General features: G+C 70.7%; 12 protein-coding genes. 4 read left to right on the forward strand and 8 right to left on the reverse strand.

The genetic code is table 11. The annotated features are described in order from the left end of the window. Nucleotides 1–100 precede the first annotated feature (100 nt). A complete protein-coding gene (locus tag K4S16_RS25495) occupies nucleotides 101–1195 on the forward strand; it encodes a hypothetical protein (RefSeq protein ID WP_149261543.1) in 1095 nt (364 codons plus the stop codon). A gap of 109 nt (nucleotides 1196–1304) precedes the next feature. On the opposite strand, the gene K4S16_RS25500 is transcribed toward K4S16_RS25495, so the two are convergent. The 4 genes from K4S16_RS25500 to K4S16_RS25515 are packed head-to-tail and all read right to left on the reverse strand — an operon-like array spanning nucleotide 1305 to nucleotide 6616. Beyond that, the gene (locus tag K4S16_RS25500; RefSeq protein ID WP_149261544.1) at nucleotides 1305–3017 is read right to left on the reverse strand and encodes a CocE/NonD family hydrolase; all 1713 of its coding nucleotides are present in this window, start codon (nucleotides 3015–3017) and stop codon (nucleotides 1305–1307) included. Next, nucleotides 3014–4033, reverse strand: coding sequence for an ABC transporter permease (locus tag K4S16_RS25505; protein WP_200842104.1), 1020 nt, complete (start codon nucleotides 4031–4033; stop codon nucleotides 3014–3016). The genes K4S16_RS25500 and K4S16_RS25505 overlap by 4 nt, the downstream gene beginning before the upstream one ends. Beyond that, the gene (locus K4S16_RS25510) at nucleotides 4023–5528 is read right to left on the reverse strand and encodes a sugar ABC transporter ATP-binding protein (RefSeq protein WP_149261545.1); all 1506 of its coding nucleotides are present in this window, start codon (nucleotides 5526–5528) and stop codon (nucleotides 4023–4025) included. The genes K4S16_RS25505 and K4S16_RS25510 overlap by 11 nt, the downstream gene beginning before the upstream one ends. A gap of 11 nt (nucleotides 5529–5539) precedes the next feature. Next, on the reverse strand, nucleotides 5540–6616 hold the full coding sequence (locus tag K4S16_RS25515) for a sugar ABC transporter substrate-binding protein (protein WP_200842105.1): 1077 nt from the start codon (nucleotides 6614–6616) through the stop codon (nucleotides 5540–5542). Between the two features lie 249 nt (nucleotides 6617–6865). Here K4S16_RS25515 and K4S16_RS25520 point away from each other — a divergent pair, with 249 nt between their 5' ends. Continuing rightward, entirely contained in the window at nucleotides 6866–7867 is a 1002-nt protein-coding gene (locus K4S16_RS25520) for an alpha/beta hydrolase (RefSeq protein WP_149261546.1), read from the forward strand. Between the two features lie 24 nt (nucleotides 7868–7891). Next, the gene (locus K4S16_RS25525; RefSeq protein ID WP_149261547.1) at nucleotides 7892–8890 is read left to right on the forward strand and encodes a helix-turn-helix domain-containing protein; all 999 of its coding nucleotides are present in this window, start codon (nucleotides 7892–7894) and stop codon (nucleotides 8888–8890) included. Nucleotides 8891–8893: 3 nt separating this feature from the next. On the opposite strand, the gene menC is transcribed toward K4S16_RS25525, so the two are convergent. After that, nucleotides 8894–10006 (reverse strand): o-succinylbenzoate synthase, encoded by a 1113-nt coding sequence (gene menC, locus K4S16_RS25530; RefSeq protein WP_149261671.1) that lies wholly within the window; start codon nucleotides 10004–10006, stop codon nucleotides 8894–8896. A 911-nt stretch (nucleotides 10007–10917) separates the two neighbouring features. Here menC and K4S16_RS25535 point away from each other — a divergent pair. After that, entirely contained in the window at nucleotides 10918–12108 is a 1191-nt protein-coding gene (locus K4S16_RS25535) for an FAD-binding oxidoreductase (protein WP_149261548.1), read from the forward strand. Between the two features lie 32 nt (nucleotides 12109–12140). Here K4S16_RS25535 and K4S16_RS25540 read toward each other — a convergent pair whose 3' ends face one another. From K4S16_RS25540 to K4S16_RS25550, 3 genes are read right to left on the reverse strand one after another with little or no spacing between them, the layout of a single operon-like run. Then, complete coding sequence (locus tag K4S16_RS25540) at nucleotides 12141–13124, reverse strand: SCO2521 family protein (RefSeq protein ID WP_149261549.1); 984 nt, start codon at nucleotides 13122–13124, stop codon at nucleotides 12141–12143. Next, the gene (locus K4S16_RS25545) at nucleotides 13102–14052 is read right to left on the reverse strand and encodes an SCO2522 family protein (RefSeq protein WP_200842106.1); all 951 of its coding nucleotides are present in this window, start codon (nucleotides 14050–14052) and stop codon (nucleotides 13102–13104) included. The genes K4S16_RS25540 and K4S16_RS25545 overlap by 23 nt, the downstream gene beginning before the upstream one ends. Beyond that, nucleotides 14049–14969, reverse strand: coding sequence for an SCO2523 family variant P-loop protein (locus K4S16_RS25550; RefSeq protein ID WP_149261551.1), 921 nt, complete (start codon nucleotides 14967–14969; stop codon nucleotides 14049–14051). Before K4S16_RS25550 ends, K4S16_RS25545 begins: the two co-directional genes overlap by 4 nt. Between the last annotated feature and the right edge of the window lies 1 nt (nucleotide 14970).

Raw genomic sequence — 14970 nt, forward strand, 5'->3', positions numbered from 1 at the left:
GCTGGTGGCGGCGGTCGCCCCGTCCTTCCTGGACCGGGGAGTCCGGGAACACCGCTTCTACCGAGGCCAGGACTGGCCGTGGGTCCAGATGCTGACGCGGATGGAGGACGCCGGGATCCGCTTCATCGACGTCGGACCCGTCGGCCGCACGATAAGGCTCCAGTCGCTGATCGTGTACGTGGTGCCCGCCGCCGCGGTCGGCCTGGTGGTCGGCGCGCGGGCGCTGCTCGGGTTCCCGGGCCCGGTGATGATCGGACTCGCCGGGCTGATCGTCGCGGGCTACGGTGCTCGGGACGACGCCACCATGCGAAAAAGGGGATACGTGACACGGCCCGCGGCAGCGCCGTCCACTCGGTGGCTGCTGATCCTGGGTTTCGTGCTTCGCCTGGTACTCGTGCTGCTGGCGGTCCTGGCCGCCGAACGGGGCGTGCACGCGGTCAACGAGGACGACTGGCTGATCGGGCTCGGCCTGATGACGGCCGCGGTGGTGGTGCTGGGCTTCGCGCACCTGCCCGCGGAACGTGCCGAGAGGCTGGCGAGCGGCCGCGCCGTCGAGGACGATGCCCCGGCGATCCTTCTCCTGCGCTCTTTCGAAGACGACGCGATCCGCGTCCGCAGCCCCTGGACGCTGCTAGGGCTGACACGCGCGGTACTCCCGCTCCGGTCTCCTCGGTTCGAGGAGTTCATCACCACCGCGCTTCTCGGAGAGGACGGCCGGTTGGTCGCCATCGGGCGCCCGGGGGAGCGGCTTCCCGAACTCGGCGCCGTGCGCTCCTACCATTCGATGGACGGTTGGCGGGCGGCGGTGCTGCGAACCGCGACACGAGCAAAAGCCATCGTGGTCATCGCGGGGATGGGCGATGAGCTCTCCTGGGAGATCCGGCAACTGCGGGAATCGGACCTGCTCGCCAAGGTCTTGGTGGTGTTCCCGCCTGACAACGAGGAACGCACCCTCCTCCGACTGCGGCGTGCCACAGAAGCCTTGGCAGGCGACGCGACAGGACCCGTGGAATACCGCTACGACGCCTTGACCGCCCTCACGTGCGACAGGTCCGGAGACTTTCGCCACTTCCTGGCGCCAGGCCGTGATTGGCCCGCCTACCTGGCCACCATCACCTGGTTCTTCGCCTTCCTCGAAGGCAAGATATCTCCGCCGGAAGGACGGCGCCTCCCCGACGGCCGGCAGGAGGATTAGCCGGAGTCGGCGGGTTCTCCAGCGAAGGGGCCGACTCTCCACCGGGAGAGCCGGCCCGGTCGGGACAGGACGCCACTCGTGCGGGGGAGTCCCTACTGAAGGGCCTGATTCATCTGCGCTGGCCTGGTAGGAGGTTTGGGGCTACCGGGATGAGGAGGCGGGTGGCGCCGGCGCCTACGAAGACGGTTTGTTCGGCGATCGCGAAATCGTCGGGTGTGGCGGCCGCCGGCTCCGCCATTGTCTGCGGGTTCCGGTCGAACCGGGGGTGGTTCGACGAGGCGATCTGCAGGCGGAGGCGGTGCCCCGCCGGGACGACGTGGGCCAGTGAGCCCAGCGGCAGCCGGTACGACTCGCGGCGGCCCGGTTGGAGCGGGACGGGGGCGCCGCCGTGCCGGTACCGCGCTCGGACGATGCCGTCCACGAGTCCGGTCGACCGGCCGTCCGCGTCGACCTCGGTGAGGCGCGCCGTCCAGTCGCAGTCCTCGGCGGACGACGCCGCCTCCAGGTGCAGGACCACCTCGCCGGCGATGGTCAGGTCGGACTCCAGCGGCGCCGAGGTGAGCACCAGCACGTCCCGGCGCGCCTCGATCTCGGACTGGTCCTTGGGCCCGGAGTTGCGGGCGACGCGCAGGCCCGGCAGGAACGTCGCCCCACCGGCGGTCGGGACAGGGTTCGCCGGATCGGAGCGGTAGGTCAGCGTCCCCGGCTCAGCGGTACCGTCCCGTGTCAGGCGGCCGCCGGCGTCCAGGGTCCAGGACGTCGGGGTGGTGGCGGGCGGTGGCCAGGACGGCAGGACGTGCCAGGTGTCGGAGCCGGTGAAGAAGATCCGCGCCTTCGGCAGATCCGGCTCCCGGCCCTCGGCGAGGGCCGAGAAGAACTCCAGGTGCATCGCGGTCAGGTCGGTCTCGGCGCCGTATCCGTGCCAGCCGTCGCCCTGCCACGTGCTGAGGTTGCCGTGCGACCACGGGCCGACGACCAGGTACTGCCGGCGGCGCGCGTCGTCGGTCGCGGCCTCCGCGCTGAGCCGCTGGAAGTTCCGCAGCGTGCCTTCGACGAAGATGTCGTTCCAGCCGCCGATGTGGAGTGCGGCGACGTCCATACGCCCGTAAGCGCGGGACGGGTCGATGGCGTCCCAGAACTCGTCGCGGGCCGGGTGGTCGAGCCAGTCCCGCAGGTAGGGGGAGATCGTCTGGAGGTCGGGACGCCGCAGGGGCAGCCGGTCCATCACGCTCCAGGGGTCCTTGCCGAGTTCGTCTAGAAGCTCCCGGGCCGCCTCGCCCGACTCGCGCCGTTCGAGGTCCGGCGGTGCGAGCGACTCGATGATCCACAGGAGGACGAACCCCAGTTGCAGTGCGCCGCCGCGGTACGTCCAGCCTTCGTAGTAGTCGGAGCCGGTCAACTGGGGGGCGATGGCGCGCAGGCCCTTGGGCGCGACCGACGCGGCCAGCAACTGGGTGGCGCCGATGTAGGAGGCGCCGTACATGAACACGTCTCCGTCGCAGAAATCCTGCTCCAGGAGCCAGGCGATGGTGTCGCGGCCGTCGTCCGCCTCATGCGCGAACGGGGTGAAGACGCCCTCCGAGGCGTACCGCCCGCGGGTGTCCTGGACGACGACCGCGAAACCGGCGTCGAGCGCGCGCAGGATCTCCAGCCCGATGATGTGCTGCGCCATGAGCGATGACGACTTGTCATACGGCATCCGCTGGAGCAGCACCGGAAACGGGCCGTGGCCTTCGGGAAGCCAGATGTCGGTGGACAGGTTCACGCCGTCGCTCATCGGCACGTCGACGTCGCGGCGCACGGTGTGGGAACGGGCGGTCATCGGCGAGCGCTCAGCAGCTTGGCGCGGAACCGGTCGAACGCGACCGCCAGGATCAGCAGCGAGCCCGTGGCGACCTGCTGCCAGGACGAGTCGACGTTCATCAGCGTGAGCCCGTTGCTGAGGACGCCCACGATGAGCAGGCCGATGATGGTGCCGAACACGCCGCCGGTGCCGCCCTGCAGGCTGGTGCCGCCCAGGATCACCGCGGTGACCGCCGCCAGTTCCAGGCCCGTTCCGGTGGTTCCGGACGAGGACCCGATGAGGGAGGTGTTGAGCAGCCCGGCCAGCGCCATGCACAGCCCGGAGATGACGAACGCCAGGAACAGGTTGCGCTTGACCCGGATGCCGACCAGCCTCGCGGCGTTGGAGTTGGCGCCGATGGCGTACATCTCCCGCCCGTAGACGGTGAAGCCCATGAACAGTGCGAACACGGCGGCCACGGCGAGGAAGACCAGCGCCGGCGCCGGGACGTCGAGGAAGGGCCGGGCCAGCGCCCAGCCGAATCCGTCGACCGCGATGTTCTGGCCCTTGCCGACCGCCAGCGTCAGGCCGCGGAAGATGGCGAGGGTGCCGAGCGTCGTGATCAGCGCGTTGATGCCCAGCACGTTGACCAGGAAGCCGTTGAGCAGCCCGATGGCGATGCCCCCGACGACCGCCACCAGCACCGCCTGCGCCGTGCCGAGCTCGGGCTGGAGCTTGATCAGCAGCAGGCCGACGAACCCCACGCCGCTGCCCACCGACAGGTCGAACTGCCCGGAGACCAGCAGCAGCGTGGCACCGGCCGCGAGCACACCGGTGATCGAGATGGCGGTCAGGATGTTGGTCGCGTTGTCCCAGTTGAGGAAGTACGGGGAGTTCGCACTGAAGAAGGCGATCTCCAGGATCAGGAAGACCACCAGCGCGGCGCTGTTGGGGATCCGGGCGAGCGCGGACCCCCGGCCGGCGCTCCCCTCCGGCGCCGGGTCCCGTTCCACGGCCGCGGCCGCGGACCCCCGCTCGACGGTGCTATCGGACACTGAGAGCTCCTCCCGCAGATTCGGTGAGTCGGTCGGTGGTGATCTCGGCACCGCCGAGAACGGCGACGATCCGCCCGCGGACCATGACCGCCGCCTGGTCGGCGACCGCGACGACGTCCTCGTAGTCGGAGGACGCGACCAGGACGCCGGTGCCGTCGGCGGCGAGGCGGCGGATCGCCTGGTAGATCTCCTGCCGGGCGCCGACGTCGACGCCCCGCGTCGGCTCGGCCAGCACCAGGACGCGGGAGCCGCATTCCAGCCAGCGGGCCAGCAGCACCTTCTGCTGGTTGCCGCCGGACAGGGTGCCGATGCTCTGGTCCGGGCTGTTGCGCGAGCGGACGGACAGGGCCTCGTGCCAGCGCCGGTAGGCCCGCGCCTCCCGCCCGCGGGTCATCAGGCCGCCCCGTCCGGCCAGGCGCCGCCAGCTCGGCGCGGCGAGGTTCTCCGCCACCGACCGCGACGGCAGCACCGCCTGGCCCTGCCGGTCCGGCGGAAGGAAGCCCACTCCGGCCCGGATCGCGTCCGCCGGGGTGCGCAGCCGGAGGTCCTTGCCGTCGAGGCGGAGTTCGCCCCGCGCCGTCCGGCGCATCCCGAACAGCGTCTCGGCCACCTCGGAAACGCCGGAACCGACCTTGCCGTACAGCCCGACCACCTCGCCGGGGGCGATGGACAGCGACACGTCGGTGAAGTTGTCACCGGACGCGTCGCGCAGGGCCAGAACCGCGGACTCGCGCGAGGACGGCCCGTCCTGCGGCCCGACGAACCGGCGGGCGACGACCGCCCGGCCCACCATGGCCCGCACCAGGTCGGCGGTGGTCACCTCGGCCACCGGCCGGTCGAGCGAGATGCGGCCGTCGCGCAGCACGCAGGCCCGGTCGGCGATCCGGAACACCTCGTCGAGCCGGTGCGTGATGTACACGATCGCCACGCCGGAGTCGCGCAGATCGGCGATCAGCTCGAACAGCCGTCCGGCCTCCACGTCCGACAGCGCCGCGGTGGGCTCGTCGAACAGCAGGCACCGGCTCTCCCCGGCCAGCGCCCGGGCGATCTCGACGATCTGCCGCTCGCCCAACCGCAGCTCGCTGACCGGCCGGTTCAGCGGGATGTCGGCGCGCAGCCGGTCCAGCAGCCCGGCCGCGCGGCGATGCGTCTCCTTCCGGCTCACCACGCCCAGCCGCCGCGGCCACGCGCCCAGCACCACGTTCTCCGCCACGGTCAGCGTGCCCGCGTCGGCGATCTCCTGCGAGATCAGGCGGATGCCGGCGGAGCGGGCCTCGGCCACCGAACCGAAGCGGCGGTGCTCGCCGTCGATGAGGATCTCGCCGCCGTCCGCGCCGTGGTCACCGGCGAGGATCTTGACGAAGGTGCTCTTGCCGGCGCCGTTCTCGCCCAGCAGCGCCACCACCGATCCGGCCTCCGCGGTGAAGTCGATGCCGTGCAGGACCTCGACCGGGCCGAAGGACTTGGTGATGCCGCGGGTGCTCAGGAAGGACATCGAGGAGCCCCCTAGCACGCGTACGACGGGTAGTACCGCTTGACGGTGTCCTTGGTGACGAACTCGTGCGGCACCAGGAGCTCGGCGGGGAGCTTCTCGCCCTTCATCGCCTTGATCAGGTTCGGGACGAGGATCTGGCCGTACTTCTCCGGGAAGTAGGCGACGCTGCCCAGCCAGTGCGGGGAGTTGTAGATGACGCAGTTCTTGGGGTTGAGGTTCTGCACGCCCAGGTAGAGGTCGTCCATCCGGTTCTGGGCGCGGGCCGCCGCCAGGGCGCCGATGACTACGTCCTCGTTGATGCCCACGACGATCACGTGCTTAGCGCCGGGCAGCGCGGTCAGCGTGTCGGTCATCTGCCGCTGCGCCGGCTCGCTGAGGCCGCCGGGCCCGGTGTCGAGCGTCCGCAGGTTGTGGATCTTGCCGCAGACGCTCTCGAAGCCCTTGCGGATGCCGCCCATCCGCAGCTCGTTGACCTGGCCGACCGCCTTGGACTCCAGCGAGACGAAGGCGTCGTACTTGCACTTGTTCTGCTTGGCGAAGTACAGGCCGACGTTGTAGCCGACGAGCTGGCCGGCGTACTCGTTCGCGGCCCCCATGAAGGTCGTCTGGCATGGCTTCTGCTCGATGTCCACGGCCATCACCGGCACGGACGGGCCCGCGTCGCAGATCCGCGGCGCGGCGCCGGCGTCGGCCTGGAAGGTGATCAGACCCTGGGCCTTCTGGGTCTTGAACTGCTTGGCGCAGTCCAGCGCGACCGCCGCGTCGGCCCTGGAGTCGCAGGTGATCAGCTTGACGCCCGCCCTCTTGGCCTGCTCCTCCACGCCGCGCTGCACGTCCTGCGGGAAGCCGACGGAGAGGTTCAGCTGGGTGAAGCCGATGGTCAGGCCCGCACCGCTGCCGGGCTCGGCGTCCTCGAACTTCGCCACCCCCGCCGGCGGGGTCGGCGGCGGCGCGTTCACGCCCGCGCCCCCTCCGCCGCCGGCGCCGGCCGCTCCAGCGTCGTCGCCGTTGCACGCGGCCAGGGAGGCCATCAGCGCGAGCGATGCGCCCGCGACGGCGATCGCACGCGATCGACTCCGAACGAACATGGGCCCTCCAGATGTACCGTCCCACCAGGCGGGTGGAACGCCTCATGGACTGAAACCGGGTCGCCGTCGCCGCCGAAGCGGAGCCGGGTACCGTAATCAACCTGAGGTTTGATCGGCGCCGGGTGACGCCCGACACGTTTTGGAAACCATCACGCAGGGCGGTTTCCCGAGCTACCCGCCATCCGTCGGAGCTTCCCCGCCAACCGGCGGGTGCCCGCGCGGCGGGAGCGGTCGCGACGATGGGGAGTCATGACGGAGATGGGCAGCAGCCGGGCGCGCACGATCGGGCCGCCCCCGCCGTTCGACGCCGAGCTGGCCGCCGGCCTGGCCGTCGTGCAGGGCGGCGCACCGGTGCCGTTGACCCCGGACCTGATCGGCGCCCTCCGCACCGGTCACGTCGCCGCCCACGCGGTCGGCGACGACGGGCTGCGCCGGGGCGGCGCCTACACCTTCGCCGACCACCGCGTGCCCGGCCCCGCCGGCGCCCCCGACGTCGCACTGCTGGTGTGCACGCCGACGGCGCTGGACGCGCCCGCCCCGGTGATCTACCACGTGCACGACGGCGGCATGGTCGCGGGCACCCGCCGGTCCGGCATGACGCCGATGCTGGACCTGGCCGAGCCGCACGCCATGGCGGTGGTGTCGGTGGAGTACCGGCTGGCGCCCGAGCACCCCTTCCCCGCCTCGGTGGAGGACTGCTACGCCGGGCTGAGCTGGATCGCCGAGCACGCCGACGAGCTGTTCATCGACCCCGACCGCATCGTGATCGTCGGGGTGAGCGCCGGCGGCGGCCTCGCGGCGGCGGCCACCCTGCTGTCCCGAGACCGCGGAGGCCCCGCGCTGTTCGGCCAGATGCTCGGCTACCCCATGCTGGACGACCGCAACGACAGCTGCTCCACGCTGCAGATGCGGGGACTGGGCGTCTGGGACCAGGTCTCGAACGAGACCGGCTGGCGCGCTCTCCTGGGACCGGCGTACGGCCGACCCGACGTCTCTCCCTACGCCGCGCCGGCGAGGGCCACCGACCTGTCCGGGCTGCCGCCCACGTTCATCGACGTGGGCTCGGCGGAGACGTTCAGGGACGAGGCCGTCGCGTACGCGGACCGGATATGGCAAGCGGGCGGCGACGCCGAACTGCACGTCTGGCCCAGGGGATTCCACGCCTTCGACGCCTGGATGCCGCAGGCGGCGCTGTCGCAGGCCATGACCCGGGCCCGGCACGACTGGCTGCGCCGGCTGCTGGCGACCTGAGCCGGCCCTGAGCACAATGAACCGATGAGAGAGCTGGTCGGCCGCCTGGAGGCGCTGGACCCGGACGCCGGGGCCGCGCTGCGGGTCATCACGTTCTTCGACCAGCTGATCGAGCGCCGCGCCGGACTGGAGAACGTCGTGCGCGGCGCCGCCGTCCTGTCCGGCCATCCGGCCGTGCTCGTCGACACCGACCGCGGCGTCCGCATCCGGGTGACGCCCGACGGGACCCGCACCGAGCTCGCGCCGTCCGAGCCCCAGGCCGGATGGTGCCGGCTGACCGTCGACTCCCACATCACCGTGTGGCTGGAACATCCCGGACCACCCGGACCCGTCGAAGCGATGGTGATGGAGCGGGCCGCGATGTCGGCCCGCACGATCCTCGACCGCACCCGCGGCCGGGCCCGCCCGCAGCCGCGCCACGACGCCGAACTCGTGGAGGTGCTCCTGGACGCCGCCGCGTCGGTGGAGGACCGCTCCCATGCCGCGAAGCGACTGCGGCTGAAGCCGTCAGAGCTCGCCCGCGTCGTCGCCGAGTTCGATGGCCCGCTCCACGTCGGCACCACGTCCCCGGAGAGCGACTCACGCGCCGGCGTTGGCCCCGCGGTGCCCCTTCTGGAACTGCCCAAGACGGTGGCGGCGGCACGAGCGGCCGCGCAGTTCACCGCGCAAGGCACGCCGACCGACCCCGGTCCGAGGATCGTCTACGCCGAAGATCTGGGCGGCCTCATCCTGCTGGCGGCCGCAGCGGACGCACCCCCCGACACCGTGCCCGACATCGCCGCCGTGGAACGAGCGGCGGCCACCGCCCCCTGGATGCTGCCGACCTTGGACGCCCTGGCCTCCGGCGGAAGCCTGCGCACGGCGGCCGCGGCCCTGAAGGTCCACCACTCCACCCTGCAGGAGCGAACGACCCAAGCCGAACGCCTCCTAGGCTGGCCCCTACGCGACCACCCCGGCCGAGTAAGACTCACCGTCGCCCTCATGCTCCGCAGACTCCACCGCAACAAGGCGCAGGCCTCCTGACGGTCACTCCCGCGGGTGGAGTCGCCTGACGGCGACGGTGTGCCGGTCCAGCGCGTCCGGCCGGGGATCGATGCCGATGCCCGGCCCGTCGGGCACGCGCATGAGGTCGTGGTGCAGGACGAACGGCTCGGTGAGGTCCTCGGCGAAATAGCGGTCCGAGGCCGACAGATCGCCGGGGAGGGTGAAGCCGGGCAGAGCGGCCAGCGCCAGGTTGGCGGCGCGGCCCACGCCGGTTTCGAGGTTGCCGCCGCACCAGACGGGGACCCCGTGCGCGCCGGCGAGGTCGTGGATCCGCCGGGCCTCCAGGTAGCCGCCGACACGGGCCGGCTTGACGTTGATGGCCCGGCAGGCGTCGAGCGCGATGGCGGCGGCGGCGTCGCGCGCGGTGTGGATGGACTCGTCCAGGCATATCGGGGTCGTCAGTCGTCGTTGCAGCTGCGCGTGGGCGTACAGGTCGTCTTCCTGCAACGGCTCCTCGATGAGGAGCAGGTCGTACTCGTCCAAGCGGCGCAGGTGCCTGGCATCGCCAAGGGTGTAGGCGGTATTGGCGTCCACCTGTAGCCGCAGGTCGTTCCCGAACAGTTCCCGTACCGCGCGCACGGGTTCAAGGTCCCAGCCAGGGGCGATCTTCAGTTTGATGCGGGCGTAGCCCTCGGCGAGATACCGCTCCACCACGTCGAGCAGCTCGCCGACCGAGTCTTGGATGCCGACGGACACGCCCACCGGAACGGCCTCCCGTGACGCGCCGAGGAAGGTGCCGAGCGACATCCCGTAGGAGCGCAGCTCGGCGTCCAGCAGCGCCGTCTCGAGCGCCGCCTTGGCCAGGCGGTTGCCCCTGACCGCCGCGAAGACCGGGGCGAGATCGGCGACCCGCGGCTCGGGCAGCGCGAGGACGCCGGGCAGCAGGAAGTCGCGGAGGACGATCTCGGCGGCGCCGGCGAACTCCGGGTAGTAGCCCGGGTCGGGGTCTCCGGCGAATTCGGCCCAGCCCTCGGCGGCGTCGGTGACCACGTGCAGCAGGAACGTCTCCCTGGCCGTCATGGTCCCGGTCGAGATTCGGAAGGGGCTCACGAGCGGCAGCGCGACCTCGATCAGGTCGACGTACTCGATCCTCATCATCCGGCCATCGCTGGGCTGTCCATCGGCACCTCTTCTCCGATGCGCAGGCCCAGCGGCATGATCCGGTTTCGGCCTGCACCTGGAATGGTAAGTCCAGATTGACAACGTATCTCTATGGGTTGGCCTGGACCAGGCCGTAGAGATGGCTTTGCCGGGCGGAGATCGTGCTGAGTCGACGCGTTGTCGCCAGGTCAACCGATTGGCGGGCGGCCGGGCGTCCGGGGTCGTGCCGCGTGTGCCAAGGGAATGCGCCGGCGTGCGCGAAAGTGTGAGCGATAGGCAGGTCGCGGCCGATCTCGGGGTATCCGTCACTGCTTGCACCTGATGGCCGAAATCGGGCGTCGGCCAGGTTAGGTAAAAGTCTGATTTAAGATATGCATATCAGTGAATCTTTTGAACTCTCCGCCCCTCGATCGTCTTTATCTGAGAGGGTTGGTCGTGTGCTGTCGCAGAGGCGCCGAATTCAATTTATGTCCGAACCGCCGCCCCGCAAGATTGTTTCGCATTCCTCGGTATGGCGCCAGGCGTTCGGATGCGCACTCGGTGCCCGATCTGATGCCGCCTCCCTCCGTCCATCTCCCCCTGCGCCAAAGGGTGACATAACCGGCAAAACGCCGTCTAGGGCGGTGAGCGGTCTCTTCACTGGGGCGAGATCGTTCGACGTGCTCCCGGTGGCGGTTGCCGGCCCCTTCGCGACATCATCTGCGGGCGCCCAAAAACAGTGACCAACTTAGACTCGCCATTTAGGCGCAGGATGCCGGTCATAGCGGCTTGGTGGGTATCGTGGTGAATGCCGGAAACCTACTCTACTTCGCCCGACAGGAGAGCGGCCGGTGATATAACTTCCCTCCGGGGATGCATCCTTCTAGCGATGCCCACTTTCAGGACCTGGTGTCGAAGGAGTTGTGATGGTCCCTACCCACCACGATGTGATCATCGTCGGCGGAGGCGTCATCGGAGGTGGGATCGCTGAACACCTGCGATGCGGGTCGCGCCTGCGGGTCACCGTGGTGGAGCGGGAGTTCGGCGCCCGCGTCAAGACCAGCGCCTCGCAGGCGGCGGCCGGTGGGATCAACCCGCATCTCTACGACGAAGCACACGGCGCCCTCGGGCCCATGGCCCAACGCAGCCGTGACCTTTACCCAGGCTGGATCGAGCGGCTCTCCGCCGCCTGGGGTCGGCCGATCGGACTCCGCCCTTCGGGACTCCTCTGCGTGGCGCTCGAGGAAAAGGAGCACGCCCGGCTGGTCGACGATGTGCTTCCGCTCCTCCGCGAGCGCGGCGTGGCCGCCGAGGAACTGGGCGCGGACGCCGCGCGCAGGCACGAGCCGCTGCTGGGGCCCGCCGTCAGGGGAGGGCTATGGCTGCCGGACGACCTGGCGGTCGAGCCCGTGCGAGTGATGGCCGCGCTGGAGGCGGTCCTTGAGGCCGACGACGGCTTCACCTACGTCCAGGACAGCGCCGAGTCCATCCACGTGGACGGGAACGGCGTACGGGTCGTGCTGAGATCCGGGCGCGTCCTGCGGTCCGATCGGGTGGTCGTCGCCGCGGGGCACCTGAGTCATGAGCTGGTCAAGGACTTCATCGACTGGCGGGACGACAGCTTCTGCCCCATCAAGGGGCAGATACTCGAGGTCGCGACTCCACCGGGCGGCGGGCTGCGCACCCAGTGCGACGCGCTGCTGCCCGACGACGAGGAGACGCACATCGTCCGTGCGTCCCCCTACGCCGAGGGCCGGGTGGCCGTGGGCGTGACCCATGACCGGGGCGACGCATCGCCGGGGACGTCTTCGCGGGCCACGGAGGACATCCTGCGCAACCTGCGGCGAATCCTGCCGACCGTCGCCGATTGGGAGGTCCTCGGCGCCCGCGCCGGGATCCGGCCGGGGACGTCGGACGGGCTGCCGATCCTCGGCTACGTCGATCCGTCCCGCCGCGTTCTGGCGGCTACCGGGCACAACGGACTGGGCATCACGCTGGCGCCGCGCACCGCGCAACTGGCCGCCAAGCTGCTGCTCGACATGCCGCTGACCCAGGACGACCGCGCCGACCTGCATGTGAGCAGGCCGGAGCGCCTCGCTTCGAGCCGCTCGCGTTAGCTGTACCTGGCCATGATCATGGCCAGGTACAGCTAACGCGAGCCCGTCCCCGACCATTCGCTCTCCGTCCGCAGCACCAGGCGCAGGCTGTTGAGCGCCACATGGTCGCGGATCCGGTCGGTGGCCAGGTCCCACTGCCGGGTCAGGCCCTGGAACCGGTCGAAGGCGTCCCACAACCCGTAGAGGCCCGGCTGGACCCGGGCCTTGGGCATCCAGTGGTGAAGCAGGTGGTCGATGACGGGTCCGATGTGCTGGAGCGTCCGGTCCAGATCCCCGGAGCCGGGCCGCGCCCGCTCGATCTGGCGGTTGACGACGTCGAGCAGCCAGTCGTGCAACGCCAGGTCCTCGACCAGGTCGAGCAGGTCGGACACGTCGGGCCAGACGACCGAGAGCCGGATCAGGCGGGTGCCCTCGGGGAGGACGGTGAAGCGGTAGAGGCCGGGGCCGCCGTCCTCCCGCACGGGCTGCAGCGCCCACCGCCACCGGCCCAGCGGAGCGTGCAGCGGCTGCCTGCCGTCGAGCAGCCGCGACCGCTGCAGGTTGAAGATCGTGGACTCGGCGGTGCGCCCCATCTCGATGTTCAGGTGGCCGTGTTCGGCCTGGGCGAATCCCGCGGCCGCGTCTTCCAGGCGCAGCCGGCCGAGGTATTCGGCCACGCCGGGATTGGCCAGGTAATGCGACCACGCCTGCCGGTATGGCCGGGACGACGGCACGAGCGTCGTGTGCGAGCAGGACTGCACGATCAGGCCGCCTGTCAGGGTGGCCCGTGTCGCGAACGTGCCGACGCCCCGGACACGACGTCCCGAATGCGAAGGCATGAAGCAGTCGATGCCGGTCAACCGCTGGGGCGAGACGGCGTAGGCGCGCGGACGCGCGGCATGCCGCACCTGCTCGCCGGGCACCAGGTCGAGCAGCCTGACCGTCTCCGCCATGGACAGTTGCGAGGAGTGCGCGAGGAGGCCGGTCCGGATCTCTCCGATGGAGAGGGCGCTCTCAGAAGCCGGCGCCGAAGACATGGGAGATCCTGCCGACGACGTCACCTGGCAGATCGACCTTCTGGGCCGCCGCCTGGGCGGCGGTCTGCTCGGTGACGGCCGGATCGACGAACACCTGGTCGAGGATGGTCCGCACGGCGGCCTCCACGTCGGCGAACCGGGCCTGGAGCAACGACATCGTCTGGAACGCGGCGAACGGCTGGGCGGCGTCGGCTAGCTGGACCAGCGGCGGAAGGTCCTCCCAACGGTCCGGGTACTCGGCCGTCCACCGCGTGGGCGAGACCACGGGCTTGCCCTGGTGGCGGAGAAGCCCCAGCCGGAGCAGCTGCCAGACGGCCGAGAGCATCGCACAGGACCACCGCCGCCGGCCGTCCTGTTCGTCCCAGATCTGCACCTCCAGGCAGATGTTATGACTCCGTGCGCCGTTCTCCTCGGGAGGGCGCCAGGGCCGGGTGGCGAGCGCCTCGTCCAAGCCGTCGGGCCGGAGCCTGTCCTTGCTGTTGGAGACCCAGCCGGTGATGTGGACCGGGGGACGGAGGCCGTTGCTGCCCTGCGGGGGGTCGGAGACGATACGTCCCAGGACCAGCTCCGCCGGAGACACGTCGCCGGCGGATGCGCACGCGGACTCCCGCACCAGGTAGTCGATGCCGAACCCGGCGTCGTGCGCCGCGTCGAGCAGCTCGGGGACGAGCTTCTTGGGCGAGGTCAGCTGGCTGAAGTAGTCGTCGACCAGGAAGCAGGTGCTGATCCGCAGGGGCGCGGGGTGTCGGGCGCGGACGAAGTCCACCCATGGGCCGATCCGTTCGAAGTGGCGGCGCAGGGTCTCCGGACCGTCCAGCAGATCCTCCATGTACAGGTGGCCGAGCTCGAGCGACAGGTGCGAGCGCGGCACCAGCTCCACGCGGGGCTGGCTCGTGAGGACGTCGACCTCCAACTCGGGCTCCGTCACAGCCGGCTCCATGCCGCCGGGTCGTCGAGGTTCGCGGCGAGCTTGGCGAACGCCTCGACGGTGCCGTCGTTGGCGATCTCGGCGTAGACGTCCTCGTCGGTGATGAGCTGCTCCCGCCACTGGAGCACCGGGTCGACGGGCACCGTCGCGATGACGGAGGTACGGCCCAGCCCCGCGATGTTGGCCTGCTCGTTGAGGCCCTTGTCGACCTGGCGCAACCACGCCTCCTGCTCGGCGCGCAGCCCCAGCACGCCCTGGTCGCTCTTCGGGTCGATCACCGCCGTCCGCACGAACCGGATGCGCCGGCGCAGCTCGTCGCGGTCGTGGCCGAACAGGTTGCCGAACTCCAGCAGCCCCCGGTCCTCGAAGACCAGGTCCGCCGCGGCCGAGATGTGCTGCCTGGTCCAGCGGTGGAAGACCAGCCAGCGGGTGTCGGAGATCCGCTCCTCCCGCGCGGTGACGGTGAGGATCATCTCCGCCGCGTGGGACCGCCCGGCGCTCAGGTCGATGAAGATCACCGAGTACTGGCTCTGCAACTGCAGCAGCAGCTCGGCGCAGCGCTCGATGACCTCGGGCTTGGCGGTGAACTCACCGCCGCCGAGGTCACCGGGGTACAGGACGAGGTTCCCGGCGCCCGTCGGCCGGGGGCCGGTGCCCGGGGGCCGGCGGCTCTCCGACCAGATGTCGACATGGCTGGGCGTCACCGTCTTGCCCTGCAAATACCGGTGGAGCCCGTCCTCGCCCTTGGTCCCATGGGCCATCTGCTCGATCCCGAAGATCGCCCCCGCGGTCGGCGAACCGAAGTCGAAGTCCAGGTAGCAGACGTCATCGCCCTGGATCGCGCGCCGGTAGGCGACGTTGCACGTGGTGACCGAGCGTCCGGTGCCGCCTTTGTCGGAGGTGGCGATGACGAGCACG

The organism is Actinomadura sp. K4S16, from assembly GCF_008327685.1.
Classification (GTDB): Bacteria; Actinomycetota; Actinomycetes; order Streptosporangiales; family Streptosporangiaceae; genus Spirillospora.

What these genes read in the sequence shown, in the direction of transcription:
- K4S16_RS25495 (WP_149261543.1), top strand. Translation starts at nt 101, where the DNA reads ATGGAGGACGCCGGGATCCGCTTCATCGACGTCGGACCCGTCGGCCGC.
- K4S16_RS25500 (WP_149261544.1), bottom strand. Translation starts at nt 3,017, where the DNA reads ATGACCGCCCGTTCCCACACCGTGCGCCGCGACGTCGACGTGCCGATG.
- K4S16_RS25510 (WP_149261545.1), bottom strand. Translation starts at nt 5,528, where the DNA reads ATGTCCTTCCTGAGCACCCGCGGCATCACCAAGTCCTTCGGCCCGGTC.
- K4S16_RS25515 (WP_200842105.1), bottom strand. Translation starts at nt 6,616, where the DNA reads ATGTTCGTTCGGAGTCGATCGCGTGCGATCGCCGTCGCGGGCGCATCG.
- K4S16_RS25520 (WP_149261546.1), top strand. Translation starts at nt 6,866, where the DNA reads ATGACGGAGATGGGCAGCAGCCGGGCGCGCACGATCGGGCCGCCCCCG.
- K4S16_RS25525 (WP_149261547.1), top strand. Translation starts at nt 7,892, where the DNA reads ATGAGAGAGCTGGTCGGCCGCCTGGAGGCGCTGGACCCGGACGCCGGG.
- menC (WP_149261671.1), bottom strand. Translation starts at nt 10,006, where the DNA reads ATGAGGATCGAGTACGTCGACCTGATCGAGGTCGCGCTGCCGCTCGTG.
- K4S16_RS25535 (WP_149261548.1), top strand. Translation starts at nt 10,918, where the DNA reads ATGGTCCCTACCCACCACGATGTGATCATCGTCGGCGGAGGCGTCATC.
- K4S16_RS25540 (WP_149261549.1), bottom strand. Translation starts at nt 13,124, where the DNA reads ATGTCTTCGGCGCCGGCTTCTGAGAGCGCCCTCTCCATCGGAGAGATC.